This window comes from Otoolea muris, assembly GCF_943193115.1.
In the GTDB taxonomy this organism is placed as follows: domain Bacteria; phylum Bacillota; class Clostridia; order Lachnospirales; family Lachnospiraceae; genus Otoolea; species Otoolea muris.
The window spans coordinates 25,155-42,621 of record NZ_CALPCY010000033.1 but is presented as its reverse complement, the minus strand read 5'-3'; the positions used below and the strand labels follow the sequence as shown (position 1 = coordinate 42,621).

Annotated in this window: 18 protein-coding genes; 2 read left to right on the top strand and 16 right to left on the bottom strand. The window is 55.1% G+C overall.

Features of this window, described 5'->3' with window-relative positions:
- Nucleotides 1-51 precede the first annotated feature (51 nt).
- Nucleotides 52-327 (top strand): hypothetical protein, encoded by a 276-nt coding sequence (locus tag NFS31_RS17555; protein ID WP_251497886.1) that lies wholly within the window; start codon nt 52-54, stop codon nt 325-327.
- Nucleotides 328-436: 109 nt separating this feature from the next.
- On the opposite strand, the gene NFS31_RS17550 is transcribed toward NFS31_RS17555, so the two are convergent.
- The 6 genes from NFS31_RS17550 to NFS31_RS17525 all read right to left on the bottom strand — a co-directional run bounded on the left by NFS31_RS17550 (nt 437) and on the right by NFS31_RS17525 (nt 8,691).
- Nucleotides 437-1,540 carry a DUF362 domain-containing protein gene (locus NFS31_RS17550; RefSeq protein ID WP_251497883.1) on the bottom strand — a complete coding sequence of 368 codons (1,104 nt, stop codon included), beginning with the start codon at nt 1,538-1,540 and terminating at the stop codon, nt 437-439.
- A 341-nt stretch (nt 1,541-1,881) separates the two neighbouring features.
- Nucleotides 1,882-3,561 carry a methyl-accepting chemotaxis protein gene (locus tag NFS31_RS17545; protein WP_251497880.1) on the bottom strand — a complete coding sequence of 560 codons (1,680 nt, stop codon included), beginning with the start codon at nt 3,559-3,561 and terminating at the stop codon, nt 1,882-1,884.
- Between the two features lie 362 nt (nt 3,562-3,923).
- Complete coding sequence (locus tag NFS31_RS17540) at nt 3,924-4,448, bottom strand: GNAT family N-acetyltransferase (protein ID WP_251497877.1); 525 nt, start codon at nt 4,446-4,448, stop codon at nt 3,924-3,926.
- Between the two features lie 58 nt (nt 4,449-4,506).
- The gene (gene recG / locus NFS31_RS17535; protein ID WP_251497874.1) at nt 4,507-6,561 is read right to left on the bottom strand and encodes an ATP-dependent DNA helicase RecG; all 2,055 of its coding nucleotides are present in this window, start codon (nt 6,559-6,561) and stop codon (nt 4,507-4,509) included.
- Between the two features lie 55 nt (nt 6,562-6,616).
- Complete coding sequence (locus tag NFS31_RS17530) at nt 6,617-8,320, bottom strand: DAK2 domain-containing protein (RefSeq protein ID WP_251497871.1); 1,704 nt, start codon at nt 8,318-8,320, stop codon at nt 6,617-6,619.
- A gap of 14 nt (nt 8,321-8,334) precedes the next feature.
- Complete coding sequence (locus tag NFS31_RS17525; RefSeq protein WP_251497869.1) at nt 8,335-8,691, bottom strand: Asp23/Gls24 family envelope stress response protein; 357 nt, start codon at nt 8,689-8,691, stop codon at nt 8,335-8,337.
- A 199-nt stretch (nt 8,692-8,890) separates the two neighbouring features.
- Between NFS31_RS17525 and rpmB the strand changes: the two genes are divergently transcribed.
- Entirely contained in the window at nt 8,891-9,076 is a 186-nt protein-coding gene (rpmB, locus tag NFS31_RS17520; protein ID WP_160228706.1) for a 50S ribosomal protein L28, read from the top strand.
- Nucleotides 9,077-9,239: 163 nt separating this feature from the next.
- Here rpmB and NFS31_RS17515 read toward each other — a convergent pair whose 3' ends face one another.
- The 10 genes from NFS31_RS17515 to NFS31_RS17470 all read right to left on the bottom strand — a co-directional run bounded on the left by NFS31_RS17515 (nt 9,240) and on the right by NFS31_RS17470 (nt 17,304).
- Complete coding sequence (locus NFS31_RS17515; protein WP_251497866.1) at nt 9,240-9,803, bottom strand: DNA-3-methyladenine glycosylase I; 564 nt, start codon at nt 9,801-9,803, stop codon at nt 9,240-9,242.
- 279 nt (nt 9,804-10,082) lie between these two features.
- Complete coding sequence (locus tag NFS31_RS17510) at nt 10,083-10,484, bottom strand: GerW family sporulation protein (protein WP_251497862.1); 402 nt, start codon at nt 10,482-10,484, stop codon at nt 10,083-10,085.
- Nucleotides 10,485-10,580: 96 nt separating this feature from the next.
- Complete coding sequence (locus NFS31_RS17505; RefSeq protein ID WP_251497858.1) at nt 10,581-11,585, bottom strand: hypothetical protein; 1,005 nt, start codon at nt 11,583-11,585, stop codon at nt 10,581-10,583.
- 94 nt (nt 11,586-11,679) lie between these two features.
- Nucleotides 11,680-12,048, bottom strand: a complete 369-nt coding sequence (locus NFS31_RS17500) for a hypothetical protein (RefSeq protein WP_251497855.1) — start codon at nt 12,046-12,048, stop codon at nt 11,680-11,682.
- Nucleotides 12,049-12,072: 24 nt separating this feature from the next.
- Nucleotides 12,073-13,326 carry a competence/damage-inducible protein A gene (locus NFS31_RS17495; RefSeq protein WP_251497852.1) on the bottom strand — a complete coding sequence of 418 codons (1,254 nt, stop codon included), beginning with the start codon at nt 13,324-13,326 and terminating at the stop codon, nt 12,073-12,075.
- Between the two features lie 3 nt (nt 13,327-13,329).
- On the bottom strand, nt 13,330-13,872 hold the full coding sequence (gene pgsA / locus NFS31_RS17490; protein WP_251497849.1) for a CDP-diacylglycerol--glycerol-3-phosphate 3-phosphatidyltransferase: 543 nt from the start codon (nt 13,870-13,872) through the stop codon (nt 13,330-13,332).
- A complete protein-coding gene (gene rimO, locus NFS31_RS17485; protein ID WP_251497846.1) occupies nt 13,856-15,193 on the bottom strand; it encodes a 30S ribosomal protein S12 methylthiotransferase RimO in 1,338 nt (445 codons plus the stop codon). The genes pgsA and rimO overlap by 17 nt, the downstream gene beginning before the upstream one ends.
- 305 nt (nt 15,194-15,498) lie before the next feature.
- Nucleotides 15,499-15,753: a DNA-directed RNA polymerase subunit omega gene (gene rpoZ / locus NFS31_RS17480; RefSeq protein WP_251497925.1), complete on the bottom strand. Its 255-nt coding sequence runs from the start codon at nt 15,751-15,753 to the stop codon at nt 15,499-15,501.
- Between the two features lie 22 nt (nt 15,754-15,775).
- Nucleotides 15,776-16,408, bottom strand: coding sequence for a guanylate kinase (gene gmk, locus NFS31_RS17475; protein WP_251497842.1), 633 nt, complete (start codon nt 16,406-16,408; stop codon nt 15,776-15,778).
- A 17-nt stretch (nt 16,409-16,425) separates the two neighbouring features.
- A complete protein-coding gene (locus tag NFS31_RS17470; protein WP_251497839.1) occupies nt 16,426-17,304 on the bottom strand; it encodes a YicC/YloC family endoribonuclease in 879 nt (292 codons plus the stop codon).
- Between the last annotated feature and the right edge of the window lie 163 nt (nt 17,305-17,467).

Sequence of the window (17,467 nt, the reverse complement as noted above, 5' to 3'; positions counted from 1 at the left end):
GGACAGAACCATCTGCCTGTGATAGAATGGAAGAAAAAGGAGGCGATTATCATGCGTCACAAAAAAAATCTGCCGGCTGTTGCCCTGCTTACGCTGTGCATCACATGTTTCGTAGCCACTCCGGTCTACGCGCACGGCCATCACAGACAGGCTGCCCCGGTAAATACGTCCTACCAGGTTTGTCCTTACGACGACTGCGCAGAGACGGGCCGCCACACCCATGAAGGAACATACTATTGTGGCTATCACCATGAGAGCGGTTACTGTGACGGGCTCTGCGGATATGCGGGCCAGTCCCACGGCGGCCATCACGGCTGCTGCCGGTAAAATCCCGCAAGGCTTGGGCCTGCCGGGAAGGACGCCGTGTCCGGGATTTCATGAGCCCGGACACGGCGTTCTGCATGCGGCAGTTCCCGGAGCCTTTTTCAAACACGCCCTAAATCTCGATCAACTGATAGGCTCTGGTTCCAATCCCCAGCTTTTCCGCGTGCTCTAATGCCACCATCCAGTTCGTCTCCGGATGGACATCCGTAAAATGATCATGATGGCAGCGCTCCCGCTCTTCCAAGACACAGCCGGCGATCGCAGGCTGGCGGTTCACCGCATCCGCGCAGGCCATATCCAAAGCCACCGGATCAAACGAAGCAAACATGCCCACATCCGGCACGATGGGAAGATCATTCTCCGCATGACAGTCGCAGTAGGGCGAAACATCCACGACAAAGCTGATATGGAAATGCGGCCGATCCTTAAGCACGGCAAGCGAATACTCCGCAATCTTCTTATTTAAAATATCATTCGACTCATCACAGTGATTTGCCACCGCATCCACAGGACAGACGCCGATACAGCGCCCGCAGCCGACACATTTCGTCTCGTCAATAAACGCCTTTTTATCCTCCATGGAAATCGCGCCGTGCGCGCAGCTCTTCTTACAGGAACCGCAGCCGATACACGTATCCTTCAGGACAAACGGGCTGGTGGCATTGTGCATCTCCATCTTCCCCGCCCTGGAGCCGCAGCCCATGCCGATATTTTTCAGCGCGCCGCCAAAACCTGTGGCTTCATGCCCTTTAAAATGATTCATGGAAATGAAAATATCCGCATCCATAATCGCGCGCCCGATCTTGGCCTCCTTCACATACTCCCCGTCAACCGGAACCATGATATCATCCGTACCCTTTAAACCGTCCGCAATCAGCAGATGACAGCCCGTGGTAAACGGATTGTAGCCATTTATATAGGCAGAATCAAGGTGATCCAGGGCATTCTTCCTCCCGCCCACATAGAGCGTATTACAATCCGTCAGAAAAGCCCTCCCGCCCTGCGAGCCGATGAGATCCACAATCACCCGCGAATAATTCGGGCGCAGATAAGCCAGATTGCCCGGCTCTCCGAAGTGAATCTTTATGGCCGTGTACTTGTTGCTGAAATCGATCTTGTCAAGCATCCCGGCCCTCTTAACCAGACGGGCCAGCTTTTGAAGAAGGTTTTCGTGGAAGGTGGTTCTTAAATTCGTATAATATACCTCTGATGCCATGCGTTTTATTCCTCCTTGAATCATTTGATGCGGCAAACCGCCGTGGGGCGGGGAGCGCTCTGTTTAGTTTAGCATGGATTTAGAAAGTCAACAAGTGATATCTGAGAAATTTCATGTGTATTGCAGGGTTTGAAGTATTTGTTGCTATACATGGATAGCATGAAATAAATATCTCAATGTGATGTTGGCTTTAAAATACGGAAAAGGGACGCCCCCCTGAGAACCGCATATCTTTATAAAAATTGACAGCTACTGTTAAAAACAAGAGGGTATTGCCTTACACAACACCCTCTCGCTGCTCTTCAAACTATTCTAACGGTTTAACTTCTTTCCATTGTCCCTTAATACTGAAACTGGCTCACCAGATTCTTAAGAACCGACGCCTGCCCCGACAGCTCTTCGCTGGCGGCCGCGCTCTCTTCTGCCGTTGCGGAATTGGTCTGCACAACGCTGGAAATCTGATCCACCCCTGTCGTCACCTGAGAAACGGCGTAGGACTGCTCCTGTGTGGCGTCTGAGATCAGGGTGACAGCATCCAGAATCTTCTTTGCGCTGTCCACTACATCCCGCAGGGCTTTTTCTGTATCATCTGACAGCTTGCTGCCCTCTTCCACAGCTTTTACCGTCTCCTCAATCAGGGCTGCGCTGCTCTTGGATGCCTCCTGGGATTTGGTGGCCAGGTTGCGCACTTCGTCGGCAACCACGGCAAAGCCTTTGCCGGCGCTGCCGGCCCGGGCGGCCTCCACAGCGGCATTCAGCGCCAGAATGTTTGTCTGGAAGGCGATATCCTCGATCGTCTTGATCACCTTGCCGATCTCTTTTGACTTATCACTGATAGAGCCCATCGCGTTCAGCAGATCGCCCATATGCCCGGAGCAGATCTGAATCAACTCATGGGCCTGCAGATTCTCAGCCTTTGCGGTCTGGGCGTGCTCGGCCGTTGCCTCTATCTTGACGGAAATCTCTTTGATGGTTGCAGCCAGCTCCTGTACAGAGGACGCCTGTTCCGTAGCGCCCTGGGCCAGCGCCTGCGCGCCGCTGGATACCTGTCCGCTGCCGGAATTTACCTGATCAGCTGACTCGTCGATCTGCTGGAGCGTATCGCTTAAGCGTTCCTTCAGCTTGCGCATGGAAAGCAGAACGCTGTTAAAAGAGCCGACATAATACTGCTCTGCTTTGGTATGTACCGCAAAATTACCGCCGGCCATCTGATCCAGAAGAAAATCAATGTCAAGGATGATATTTTTGAGGGCAGAAACCAGTGAACGGATACTGTTGGCCAGTATACCGATCTCGTCATCGGAAACATAATCGATCTCCGTATCAAGATTTCCTCCCGCCACCAGAGTCGCCGCCTGCTCCAGATCCCGCACAGGAGTTACGATTTGACGGGTCAGAACAATGGTAAAGAGCGCGATCACCGCAATGGCAAGAATGAAAATGAACACGGTAATGCTGGTCGCAACGATTGCCGTTCTCTGGGAATTCGCGTAATCCTCAGCGATCTGTTTATCTACATCCTCTGTCAACTCCACAAGGGACATCCTGACCTTTTCAAAGCTGTCATGATAACCGCCTCTGTAAAGCTCGTAAGCGCGGGCATTGCCCTCCTCTGTGAATTTCCACGCCTCCTCCAATATCTGGGCGCGGTAGGAAGATACATCGGTCAGTTCTTCCTGAATGGCATCGAGCTGCGGCTGGAACTGAGGAGCAACCGCCGCAAGATCCTTTAACGCCTGATCCAGGCTGGCGCGCTCTTCCTTAAGAGTGGCCTCCACGCTTTCCAGCTCCTCCTCTGACATAACAACCGTCGTCTCCAGAGCCATCTTCTCCGTGGCCTGAATCGCCCGTCTGGCAGCCCACAGATAATTAATACTGGGAATAGACTGCGAGGAAAATCCCTGAGAAATCTTGTCCAAATGATTGATAGACACCAGCGCTGTTATACCAAGCGCAAAAGTAACTAACAAGATCGCGCCGAATGAAACCAATAGCTTGAAGAAAATTTTCATATTTTTCATAATTCACATACCTCCAAAACCGTACATCCCTGCACATCGGCCCGAATAGCAGAAACCTCTGCCCGGGCCTATACAGTCAGCGGCCTGATGCGGTTCCGTCCCTTGACAGCCGCCCTATTATATTCATAATTAACACAAAATACACCAAAGGTAAAGTTGTTTATTACATAATTCCCGGTAGTTTCCAGGTTACTGTGTTACTGTTCACACCCCTGCCGGGCTGCGCCCAGTAACACGCTTCGCGATGCACACAAACCGCAAAAAAACGCGGTTTGGCGCCGCTGCCCTCGGGTTTTCCGTGACTTCCGCTGCGCTGCACTCACAAAAAACACCTCGCATTGGCTGGTGTGTGAACAGTAACGTTACTGTTCCAATTGTCCGGCCTTTGCCTCCATGTAGAAATACTCCCACTCCCCGTCTGCATGGCTTTCGCGCCCCGCCTTAAAGCCCTCGCGGTCGATCCGCACAAAGCCTTCGGCCTCGTAGCAGCGCCTGGCCGGCTCATTACAGTCATAGACGCCGAGCGTGACGGCCGAGAGCCCCAGGCAGCCAAACGCATACCGCAGCGCCTGGCGCACCATGCGTCTGCCATAGCCCATGCCCCGGGCCGCGGGATCCACGACGATGAAGCCCATATGCGCCCTGTTTTCCTCCCAGCTTATGTTCCGGAAGGAAAAATGTCCGCATGGATGGCCGCGGGCATCCAGAGCCGTGAACGCCATGGCGTTTTGATCTGCCTCAAAATCCCTGAAATATGTATCGAGCTGCCCCTGCGTCAGGGGCCATGTAAAGCGATCCGCCCTCCAAAATTCCACGGTCCGCTCATCGGCCAGCCACGTAAGGAGAAATCTCCCGTCCGCCAGCTTACAGGGCCTTAACCGCAGCATATTGCTCCCTCCTTTTAACCTATTGTCCAACGCCGAAAAGCAGCGCGTTTTTTGTCTCTCAAAGGTTCAGTTTTTCGTAACGCCGCGCTAAATAGACGTCAAGTCTGTTCTTTAGTTCCCGGTTCTCCTCCTCTTCAAGAAGGGGATCCGCGTCAAGAAGGCGCTTTACCTCCCGCGAGGCGCATTTTAAAATCTCCGCATCCGTAAAGATATCGGCCAGCTTAAAGTTAAGCTCCCCGCTCTGGCGCACGCCGAAGATGTCCCCCGGGCCGCGCAGCTTTAAATCCTCTGAGGCGATAAAAAAGCCGTCATTGGAACGGTTTAAGATCGCAAGCCGCTCCCGCGTATCCGCCTGCCCCGAGCCGTCCACCATGATACAGTAAGACTGCTCCTTTCCCCTGCCCACGCGCCCCCTGAGCTGGTGAAGCTGCGCGAGGCCGAAGCGCTCCGCATTCTCGATCATCATGACCGTGGCATTGGGCACATTGATCCCCACCTCAATCACCGTGGTGGAGACGAGCACCTGTATTTCCCCGGCTGCGAACTGCTCCATCAGGCGGTTCTTTTCCTGCGATTTCATCTTTCCGTGCAGGTATGCGACCTGAATCGAAGACGGGAGCTTCTCCCGCAGCGTTTTGCTGTAATCCAGCACATTTTCCGCCTCTAGAAGCTCGCTCGCCTCCACCATGGGGCAGATGACGTAGGCCTGACGGCCCGCCCGGACCTCGCGCTCGATAAAGCGGTAGGCATTTTCCCGGTAATCGGTCCCGACCACGCAGTTTTTGACGGGCCTGCGGTCCGCCGGCAGCTCGTCGATGACCGAGATATCGAGATCGCCGTAGAGGATGATGGCGAGCGTCCTTGGGATCGGCGTGGCGCTCATGACCAGGACATGCGGCCGGCGGCCCTTATTTCCCAGCATCTCGCGCTGGCTGACGCCGAAACGGTGCTGCTCGTCGGTTATGACCAGGGCCAGATTATCGTAAACGACTTTTTCCTGGATCAGGGCGTGCGTGCCGATGACGATATCCGCCTCATGGCAGCGGATCCGCTCATACGCCAGGCGTTTTTCCTTTGCCGTCATCGAGCCTGTCAGAAGGATCGGGCGCGCCGTCAGTCCCAGGCGGCCAAATAAATCCTCCATGGATTCAAAATGCTGCCTGGCCAGAACCTCGGTCGGAACCATCAGCGCGCCCTGATATCCATTGTATGCCGCCGCGAGAAGCGCCAGCACGGCGATGATCGTCTTGCCGGAGCCGACGTCCCCCTGGATCAGGCGGTTCATGACGCGCCCTCCCGACAGATCTGCGTACACCTCGCCCAGAACACGTTTCTGGGCCCCTGTGAGGGAGAAGGGAAGCTTCTCCTGCGCCGCCCGGACCTCGCCGCTCACCGCTATGGGGCATGGGCTCTGCACATCCTCCCGTCTGTCCTTTAAGAGCCGGACAGCTACCAGAAACATGAAAAACTCATCAAACACGAGGCGCTTTCTGGCAAACAAAAGCTCCGCCCCGTCACCGGGGAAATGGATATGCTCCAGGGCAAAGTTGTACTCGGCCAGCCCGCAGCGCCGGCGGATATCCTCCGGCAGGTATTCGCGCTCCGTCCGGCGGCCTTTCAGCGCCTCTGACACGGCCTTTGCTATCGTCTTATTCCCCAGGCCCTTTGTCTGGCCGTAGACGGGCTGCATGGAATTCACCAGACCGCCGTACTCCTCTGGGGTGTACATAAGCGGCTGCTCCATGGCCATGCGCCCCTTTTTTTTCACCACGCGCCCCCGGAATACGAAGCGCTCCCCGGATCGAAGCGCAGACTTAAGGTACGGCATGTTATACCAGGTCAGGGTCAGAAGCCCGCTGATATCCCGGAGCGCCGCGGTCGTCACCTTCATGCGGCCGTATGGAAGCACATCCGCAGTCTTTGTCAGAACGCCCTCCACCGCGGCTACGGTCTCCGGCGCAAGCTCCGAAACCGGCTGCGGCGGAAGGAAGGCATCGTATGCCCTGGGATAATAGTGAAGCAGATCCTCCACGGTCTCCACGCCCAGTTTTTGAAAAAGACGGGCCGTCTTTTCCCCGATCCCTTTGATCGAAGTAATCGCTTCTGTGTTCATCTGCTCTCCGCCGCGCGGATCTCCGTTCCGGCTCTCCAGCGCAAATATCCTGTCCTCATTCCACTGAAATTACATAGTAATAGACCGGCTGGCCGCCTTCATGGCATTCGATCTCGCACTGCGAAAAGCGCTCTTTCGCCCTGGCAAGGAGGCGCGCTGCATCCTCTCTGGCAGTCTCCGCGCCGTAATAGATCGTGACCAGCTCCGACTCCCCGTCGATCATGGCCTCCAGCGTATCAAGCGCCGTGCGCTCAAGCGACTTCCCGACAGCCAGCATCCCCTCGTCGCCGATGCCCATGAAATCGCCCTCCTCGATCTCCATGCCGTCAATGATCGTATTGCGCACCGCATACGTGAGCTGGCCGCTCTTTACATGGGCCATCTCCTCTGTCATCTGCGCTGTATTCTCCGACGCGGACCGCTCCGGAGAAAAATTGATCAGCGCCGTGATGCCCTGGGGGATCGTCTTTGTGGGAAGGACAATAACCGTCTGATCCTCTGCGAGGCCCGCCGCCTGCTCCGCGGCCAGAATAATATTTTTATTATTCGGCAGGATGAACACCGTCTCTGCGTTCACCGCCTCCATCGCGTTCAGCATATCTTCCGTACTCGGATTCATGGTCTGGCCGCCCTCAATCAGGTAGTCGGCCCCCAGCCCTTTGAAAATCTCTCCCATGCCCGCGCCCGCGCAGACGGCGATAAAGCCGTAAGGCTTCCTGGTCCCGCGTCCGGCCTTATCCGCGGTATCCTCTCCCTCCCGGGAAGGCGCAGGCCCGTCCTGTCCGGCTTTATCCGCGGCCTTAAAAAGGCGTTCTTCGTGCTCCTCGCGCATGTTGTCAATCTTCATGCGGGATAAGGATCCAAAACATAGCGCCTTCTGGATAGCCAGGCCCGGATCATTGGTATGCACATGGACCTTCACAAGCTCCTCGTCCGACACGACCACGATCGAATCGCCGATGGATTCCAGGTACGCTTTAAAGGCCGTCTCCTCCTCCCTGCCATAGCGCTTTTCCAGATTGATAATAAATTCCGTGCAGTATCCAAAGCGGATATCCGCTTCCGAAAGAGCCGCCGGACTGTGTTCCCCCGCCGCGCTCTCCGTCTGGGCCTCAAAGCTTTGAAAACTCTCCGGCGCCGTTTTCCCGCTCAGGCCGTCATACACGCCCTCCAGGACCTTCATCAGGCCCTGCCCGCCGGAATCAACCACGCCCGCTTCCTTTAATATAGGAAGCATATCCGGCGTGCGGCTCAAAACCTCATTGCCGCACCGGATCACCTCCCGGGCAAACTCCAGGATATCCTCTGTACCCGGCGCAAGCTCCGCGGCCCTGTCCGCCATGCCTCTGGCCACGGTCAGGATGGTTCCCTCTTTTGGCTTCATGACCGCCTTGTAGGCTGTCTCCGTCCCGCGGTTCATGGCCTTTGCCAGCGTCGATGTGGAAATGGCGTCCACGCCCTTTATCTCCTTGGCAAAGCCGCGGAAAAGCTGGGAGAGGATAACGCCCGAATTCCCGCGCGCGCCCCGGAGAGAGCCGGATGAAATGGCCTTTGCCAGGTTTTCCATCGTCGGCTTCTCAATCGCCGCCACCTCCCTGGCCGCCGCCAGGATCGTCATCGTCATGTTGGTTCCCGTATCCCCGTCCGGCACAGGGAACACATTCAGCTCATTGATCCATTCCTTATTGGCCTCTAAGCCCTTCGCTCCCGCAAGAAACGCCTGTTTCAGCATCCCCGCGTCAATGTACTTCATACCCACAGGTAGTTTCCTCCTTAATCGATCACTCTCACGCCTTCGACAAAGATATTGATTTTCTCAACCGTCATGCCCGTAAACTCTTCGACCTTATACTTTACACTGTCTGTCAGGTTATCCGCCACCGTGGAAATGCTGACGCCGTACGAGACAATGACATGGAAGTCAATACTGATAGCATTCTCCTTTACGGATACATTAATACCATGCGTCAGGCTTTCACGCTTTAAGAGCCTGACCAGCCCGTCCTTCATATTGACAGCAGCCATTCCGACAATGCCAAAACACTCCACCGCGGTCGTCCCTGCATACAGGGCAATGACCTCCGGGTCGATCTGGATGAAACCGAGTTTATTATTAATGCGCCCTTTCATAGATGACAGCCTCCATTCCTTTGTTTTACGAATCCATAACAGCTCATATTGTTACCATTATACCCTATTTCCCCAAAAAAAGAAAGAACGGAGCAAGAAATTTTTAAATTTTGCTTGCAAATTCTCCTTCTATCTGTTATGATACCCTTGTTATGGATTTTCTTAGAAAATCAAATGTTCGGTTTAAGGAGGTGCGAGGATGGCTAAATGTGCGATTTGTGAGAAGGCAGCCCATTTTGGAAATGCTGTGAGTCATTCACATAGAAGATCGAATAAGATTTGGAGAGCGAATGTGAAGTCTGTCAGGGTTAAGACAACGGGCGGTTCACAGAAGATGTATGTATGTACGTCTTGCCTGAGATCCGGCTTAGTGGAGAGAGCTTAAGCAGGCGGATGAAGGCATGGTTTTATGATGAAAAGAAAAGGAACCGGACGGGATGGAGATGTCTGGTTCCTTTTTTATTTACTGCAATATTTAAGGCTTGGGTCGGCCTTCCCGCACTGAACCATGGCCCGGATTCCCCTAAATTCTTGACTAAAGCTCCTGTTCATCCCGGCAGCCGTTCCAGAAAACACCCTTCTTCATGCGAATCAATCACTCCAATAGCCTGCAGATAGGCATAGATGATCGTGGTCCCCACAAATTTCATCCCGCGCTTTTTTAAATCCGCTGATATTTTATCCGACAGGGCGGAGTGCGAAAGGCCTATCTCGTGGATGGCGTTTCCGTCTGTCCAATGCCATATATACGCAGAAAAGCTTCCAAATTCCTTTTGGATCGCCAGGAATACGCCGGCATTTTCTATGGCGGCCTCAATCTTCCTCCGGTTGCGGATGATGGCCGGGTTCTCCATCAGCCGTTTTACCGTTTCCCCATCGTAGGAGGAAACGCGCTCCGGGTCGAATTCGTCAAATGCTTCTGAAAAGGCCCGGCGTTTATTCAGCACACACTCCCAGGACAGGCCGGCCTGAAACGATTCCAGCAAAAGCATCTCAAACAGCTTCCGGTCTTCCCGCACCGGGACGCCCCATTCCTCATCGTGATAGCGGATATACGCCTCATTTTTCGGATTCGCCCAGCGGCACCGTGTTTTTCCGTCCGCCCATTCCACTTCAAACCGCCTCCTGTAAAGTACAAAACCGTATAATATTAACTGCAAAACATGTTATATCCAACAATCAGACAGCCGATCGCCGTACATACCCAAAAAAAATTTTTCGGAAAAATAAGGATCAGGGCCATCCCAAACCCAACAGCAAACAGAATCAGGCCGCATAAACGCTTCACTGGCCCCTCCGCAAAAGATATTCCGTCTCATTCCTATCTTATGCGTGACCAACCGTTTCATTACCAATTCCTGCAGAGCTGCCCGGCCGCTTTACGCCTGCTTCTACTCCGCCGCATACTCCTGCGCCATCTCTTCCGCTTTCCGCGCCGCCTCCTCTGAAACAACCGCGTTTTTCCCGCCCATGAAACGGTTTATCAGATCCGGCGCCATGTCGATCACCTTCGTCAGCGCATCCTGATGCTTGACATTGACGAGCTTTGTCACCCCGTTCTGGATCACCAGGACGGCGCTGGGTGTCATTTTGGCGCTCATGCCGCCGGCGCCGTTGTTTTTTGCGGTCTGGCTGAAGGCGCCGGCCGCCATGCCGCAGGTTACATCTACCAGGGGAAGAATGATGGCGTCATCGATCTTCACCGCCTCTCCTACCACGGTCTTTGTAGTCACAAAATGATCCATCCCCTTGAATAATGCTTCAACCGTCGATGAAAACTGATTGTCTGCCATGCTTTTCTTCCTCCTCAATCTGTAACACTCCAAATTACGGTTATGCGGCGGCCGCCCGCGCGGGCAGCCGTTTTCAACGGTATCGTCCGGTTTCCTCTATTTTCCTTTTATAATCCGCTTTAGCTGCCTGCGGAAATTCCGGTTTATCAAAATACGGAGCGCGGCTAAGGCAAATACGCCGGCCCGGATCCGTCCGCGGATCTGCACATCTCCTTCTATCACCGTCTCGTCAAATACCGGATTCAGGATCAGGCTTCTTCCGTACAGCGGGTAGAAAAACGCCGCCGCTGACAGGGCCTGCCCCATCGCATAGGGATCCTCCAGTCCAAAGACGAGATTTCCCTTAAGACGCGTCGGAATCAGGTGCTTTAAGATACGGATGAGCTGCCGTTTGATCAGGCAAAACGTCTTTCTGTTTTCCTCATCGGTCAGGAACGCCGTCAGCCGGTCTTTTTTGTCCTTCAGTTCCAGAACCTTATCTTTAAGACTGTGAAACGTCTCTGTCAGGCGGTCAAAAAAAACCTTTTGGGCGTCGCCATCGCCCGGCGCCTTTTTTTTCTTTTCTTTTTTGCGCCGCTTTTTCTTTTTTTTTGCCGCCCTGCCGCCGTCCGGGGATTCCTGTACGTCCGCTTCTTCGGCGTCTTCGCTATTCCCGCCGCCTCCAAGCTCCTGGGCTGATAAAATCATATCGTCCCCGGCATCGGCATCCATGGGGTCCAAAAAGGCGTCCCCGCCCGTCTCTTCCTCCCAGGCCGGCCCGGCGTCCGTTTCCTCCAGCCATCCGGCCTCCCCTTCCGGCGCGCCGTTTACAGCCGCGTCCGCGGACTCCTCTTCCCGGCTTTTTTTCCCGCTTTTAAGGATAGGGATTCCGAACAGTCGGACTGCAAAGCCCGGCTCCTGCTCATAAAAGACGCGGACCGAAACCAGGGGCCAGAGCCATGTGGCCTTTACCGCGCCTGTCATGCTTTCGTGAAAGCTCCCCTGCGCACGGTAGCGGACCGGCGCGCACAGAACGGCCGCGAGAACCAACAGGAATACCGCCAGAACCACGAGCAGCAGGATCCCCAGTATTTTTAATATAAACAATATAATCTGAAACAATACATTCACCTCTGCCCAGCGTACCCGTACATCCTTGCATGAATTCACCGTTATTTGTGCAAGGATATACGGGGTCTCACGCGGCCGCGCCGGATCACGTTTCCTGCGAACGGCGGCCCAGAAACGCCTCTGTGCAAAAGCCGCCTGTGGCGCGGTACATGTCGCTCACGATCCGCCCCGCAACCTCCAGCGTCTCATCATAATCCGCGCCGATCCCGAGGATGAGAAGCCCTTCCTGCTTTTTATAATAGTCATTTAAAAGAACTTTGGCCGGATAGATATCCAGCACATTGCTCCCGCAGGAGGGCGGGGTAATCACATGAACCCCTGTCTGAAACCGGTGGTTCCGGATATTCTGTATGATCGTAAACCGTTTCTTTTTCGCCTTTTTACCCACATATAAATGCTTATACCAGCGCATTCCTTCCCCATCCATCCTTTCGGACACGCTCTGCCCGTCCATTCGCCGCTTTTTCCGCAAGCCGCCTTATTTCCCGTCGGCGGACTCCAGAATGCAGCGCCGCAGCAGATCCAGGGCCTGAACGACGGTCTGCTCGCGGATCTTCTGCCGGTTCCCTTTGAACACGTGCTCCTCTACGCGCACCTCATCCTTTAAGTAGCATGCGATATAGACTAAGCCCACCGGTTTTTCGTCCGTGCCCCCGTCCGGGCCGGCGATGCCGGTGACGGCCACGCAGACATCCGCATCCGCGGCAAATACGCCGCCGGTCGCCATCTCCTTGGCGGTCTGCTTGCTGACCGCGCCGTATTTGCGCAGCGTCCCCTTGCTCACATCGAGGAGCTTGCGTTTTGCCTTATTGGAATAAGTGATAAAGCCCTCGCGGAACACCTCCGACGCGCCGGGCACGTTCACCAGGCGCGCGGCCAGAAGGCCGCCGGTGCAGGATTCCGCGGTAGTCACTGTCAAATCGTGTTTTTTCAGGAGACGGATCGCCACATCCTCCAGGGATTCCTCCTCGCAGGCCGTATAAACCGCTGCGCCAAAGCGGCGGCGGATCTCCTTGATCACAGGCTTTAAGAGCTTTTTCGCCTCCTCGTCCGTCGCGGCGCGGGCCGTCACGCGCAGGTGGACTTCGCGCGTTTTGGCATAGGTCGCCAGCGTCGGGTTCGTCTGGCTGTCAATCAGATCCAGGAGCATCTCCTCCACCTTGCTCTCGCCGTAGCCGCAGATCTTGACCATCTGCGAGCGGATCACGCCGGACTGGCGTTTCTGGATGTAAGGGCAGAAATGCTGTTCCACCATGGGGTACAGCTCATTCGGCGGTCCCGGCAGCAGCACCGCGGTCTTGCCGTCCTGTTCGATCGCCAGGCCCGGAGCCGTGCCGTTGCTGTTTTCAAAGATGACCGCTCCCTCCGGCACAAGCGCCTGCCGCCAGTTGCTCTCCGGGACATCCTTTTTTTTGCGCAGCCGGTACCACTCCTCTAAGTGGGCGCGCACCCCGGGATCCTCTTTTAAGGAGCGGCCCATCACCTCCGCGCAGACATCCTTTGTGATATCGTCCTCCGTGGGGCCCAGCCCGCCGTTTAAGATGACGAGATCCGCGCGCCCGAGGGCGGTCCTTATCACCTCAGTCATCCGCTCTCTGTTGTCCCCGACCGTGGTCTGGTAATACACATTTAAGCCCAGCATCGCGCATTTTTCAGAGAGATAGCGGGCGTTGGTGTTCACAATATTTCCAAGCAGCAGCTCCGTGCCTACGGATATCATTTCCACAATCATGGCTTAAATGCTCCCTTCTGTCAGGATTTTGTAATTTTTTGCAATATAATCCACAAGGGAAATCAGCGTCAGCGCGAACGCGGCCCAGACAAAAAGCGTCGTCAGAACGGAAAGGGCCGGCATATCCAATATAAGCAGGATCACCGCGAACATCTGGAACGTGGTCTTAAATTTCCCCCAATAGCTGGCCGCTATGACTACGCCGTTGTCCGAAGCCACCAGGCGGAAGCCGCTGATGATGAATTCCCGGCTGATAATGACAATCACCATCCAGGCCGGAAGCTGATTAAGCTCGATCAGGCAGATAAGCGCCGAGCAGACCAGAAGCTTATCCGCCAGGGGATCCATAAACTTTCCGAAATTCGTCACCAGGTTATACTTTCTGGCGATCTTTCCGTCCAGCAGATCCGTCAGGCTGGCCACAATGAAGATTACCAGGGAAATGATGCGGAATGTCCGGTTTTCTCCCCCCTGCCACAGCAGGAAGAACACGAAAAACGGGATCAATATGACGCGCAGCGTCGTAAGCTTATTCGGTAAATTCATCGATGCATTCTCCTATCAAATCATACTCCAGGGCGCCGGTTACCCTGACGCGGCAAAAATCGCCGGACATCAGGGGAGCGTCGCTGTTTACAAAAATCAGGCCGTCCACATTTGGGGCGTCCATGTAGGTTCTGCCCACAAAGGCGTTCTCATCCGCCACTTTGCCCTCGATCATGACTTCCATCTCACGGCCGATCTGTTCCTGCGCCCGCTCAAAGGCGATCGCCTGCTGCAGCTCCATCACCGCATCCCGGCGGCGCTCCCTTTCTTCTTCCGGAATCTGATCCGGAAAGGAGGCGGCCGGCGTATCTTCCTCCGCCGAGTAGGCAAACACGCCCAGGCGGTCAAACTCCATCTCGTCCACAAACTGCATCAGGATCTCGTGATCGTCCTCGTCCTCGCCCGGGAAACCAGAGATCAGGGTCGTGCGCAGCGCGATATCCGGAATGGCCGCCCGCAGGCTCTCAATCCGCTTTCGGATGGCGTCAGGCGTGGTCCTCCTCCCCATCCGTCTCAGAACCCGGCCGCTGGCGTGCTGGATCGGGATGTCCAGATAATGGCATACCTTCTCCTCGGTCCGCATAACCTCAATCAGCTCCTCTGTGATCTCCTCCGGATAACAATACTGCAGCCGCAGCCAGCGGATCCCGTCGATCCGCGCAAGTTCCCGTAAAAGCTCGGGGAGCCGCTTTTCGCCGTACCGGTCCACCCCGTACAGCGTCGTCTCCTGCGCCACCAGGATCAGCTCCTTTACGCCGCCTTCTGCAAGCTCCCTGGCTTCCGCGAGGAGCTGTTCCATGGGAACGCTGCGGTACGGCCCGCGCAGAGAGGGAATAATGCAGTACGTACAGCGCTTGTCGCACCCTTCGGCAATCTTTAGAAAGGCATAATGGCCTCCCGTGCTCACAATCCGTTTTCCCTCCGGCTCATACGGGCCGGAAAGCGGCGGAAATGAAACGCCCTTTTCTCCCTCCAGAGCCCTCTTAATGATGCCGGAAATCTCATCGCAGGCGGAAACGCCCAAAATCGCGTCCACCTCCGGAATCTCCTTCAAAATCTCCTCTTTATAGCGCTGCGCCATGCATCCGGCCACAATCAGGGCCTTACAGCTTCCCGCTTCCTTGAGCTTCGCCATCTCCAGAATCGTATTTACGCTCTCCTCCTTGGCGTCGCCAATAAAGCAACAGGTGTTCACCAGAATGATATCCGCCTCGTTCTCATCGTCCGTAAAGGTATAACCGTCCCGATCCAAGAACCCCAGCATCCGCTCCGTGTCCACCAGATTTTTATCGCAGCCTAAGGAGATGCAAAGTATCTTCATGCCACCTATTTCCTCCTTGATACCGAGAGTACATCTTAAACTATCAGGAAACGTCATAAATGTTTTTTATAACGTTTCCTGCGCCGATTTTTGCTGCGTGTAAACGCAGAACTACCACAAAAATCATGCGCATCCCCCGGAGGGTTTATAGTAAACGGAAAATACTTTTGTCGTTTACTATAAAAGCCATCTCAGGCGCTAAGGAAGCGTGAGACGGCCCTCATCCGCCGCCGCACAGCCCAGCATACCGGCCGGACTGCGCGGCGGCTCCCGTTTCACCGTGGCCGGCATAGGAACAGCAGCCGCTATTCCCCCTCGTCCTCGGAAACAGGCTCTTCATTGATAATCTTCACCCTGGACTGGTAAAGCTCGTCGATCGCGACGGAAAGAGGCTTCCGCGCGCGCTCCATCACCGTGGCCTCCTCGCCCCCAATCAACTGCCTGGCGCGTTTCGCCGTGGCGATCACAATCGAATAGCGGCTCTGAACCACCGGCTCCTCACCCGGTTCCACCCCGCTGTTTACAACCTGAATCAAATCGTTATAAGACGGACGTAACATCATAACCCGATTCACTCTCCTCTCAATCGTCAAAGGACTGCGCCTTCAAATCATCCCGCATGCCCCTGATAAATTCCAGGTGGTTTCCCACCCTCGCATGCGCCGCCTGAATCAGGCTGTGCATCCGCAGGGCGCAGGCCTCCACCTCGTCGTTGACGAGTATATAATCATACTGTTCAATCCCGTCCGCCTCCTCGGCGGCCCTCTTAAGGCGTTTTTCAATCACGGACCGTTCTTCCGTGCCGCGCCCTGTCAGGCGTTTCCTAAGCTCCGCGGCGTCCGGCGCCGTCACAAACAGGAGCACCGCCTCCGGAAAACGCTCCCGGATCGCCAGCGCCCCCTGGATCTCAATCTCTAAAAGGACATCCCTGCCGGCCGCAAGGTTTTGCAGAACATACTCCTTCGGCGTGCCGTAATAGTGATCCACGTAGCGGGCATACTCTAACAGCTCGCCGTTTTCTATCATACGTTCAAACTCATCGTTTGTCCTGAAAAAATATTCTCTTCCGTCCGCTTCGCCCGGCCGCGGGCTGCGCGTCGTCGCGGAAACAGACAGCGCATAATTCTGATATCCGGCCAGAAGCGTCTTAATAAGCGTTCCCTTCCCGGCCCCTGAAAAGCCTGATACAACGGCCAGCACTCCCTGATTATCCATCCTGCCTCCCGGTTTTCTCACTCGATATTCTGTATCTGTTCACGGATCTTCTCAATCTCGGTCTTCAGCGAAATCGCACAGTCCGATATCTCCAGATCATTGGCCTTTGAAAGAATCGTATTGGCCTCGCGGTTCATCTCCTGGGCGATGAAGTCGAGCTTGCGGCCCACGCTTCCGCCCGCTGAAAGCTCCGCCCTCGTGGCCTCGATGTGGCTGCGCAGGCGCACCGTCTCCTCGTCCGTGCAGATCTTATCCGCAAAGATCGTCGCCTCTGTCACAATACGGCTCTCATCAATGGACGAACTGCCCAAAAGCTCCTGCACCTTGGCAGCGAGCTTCTCCCGGTATTCGCTCACAACAGCCGGGGAACGGCGCTCCAGCTCGTCCAACATGCCTTCCATGGCGTCGAGTTTGCCCAGGAGATCCTTTTTCAGGCTCTCGCCCTCGCGGATCCGGCTTTCCACAAACCGGGACGCCGCGCCGCTCACGGCCTCCTCAAGAATATGCCAAATCTGCTCCTCGTCCTCCGGCTCCTGCTCCATGGAAAATATCTCGGGAAACCGCGCCAGGGATGTAACGGACACGTCATCCGGAATGGAGAACTGCTCTGCCATCGCGCGGAAATATCCCATATACTCCGCCGCCAGGGACGCGTTGTACTTAAGCGACATACGGCTCTGCGTGTAATCCTCATACGCAATAAAGAGATCCACCTTGCCGCGCTGCACGTAATCCTTCAGAAGCGCGCGTATCCCGGACTCAAACGAGTTGAACCTTCTCGGCATCTTGACGCTCAAATCCAGGTAGCGGTGATTCACCGCCTTCATCTCGGCTGAGATGCGGTATTCTTCTGTAGAAAGCTCATGGCGGCCGAAACCGGTCATGCTTTTAACCATGCTGTAGTTCCTTCTTTCGTCCATAGATATTGGTATTATAATGCAAATATGGGGGGGAGTCAACTGAAATGTTTGTGAAATCAAAGCTTGTGAAATCAAATCCGGCTCCCGCGATCACCCGAAGAAACGCCATATAAATAAAGAAACGGCCAGAGGCCGGCAG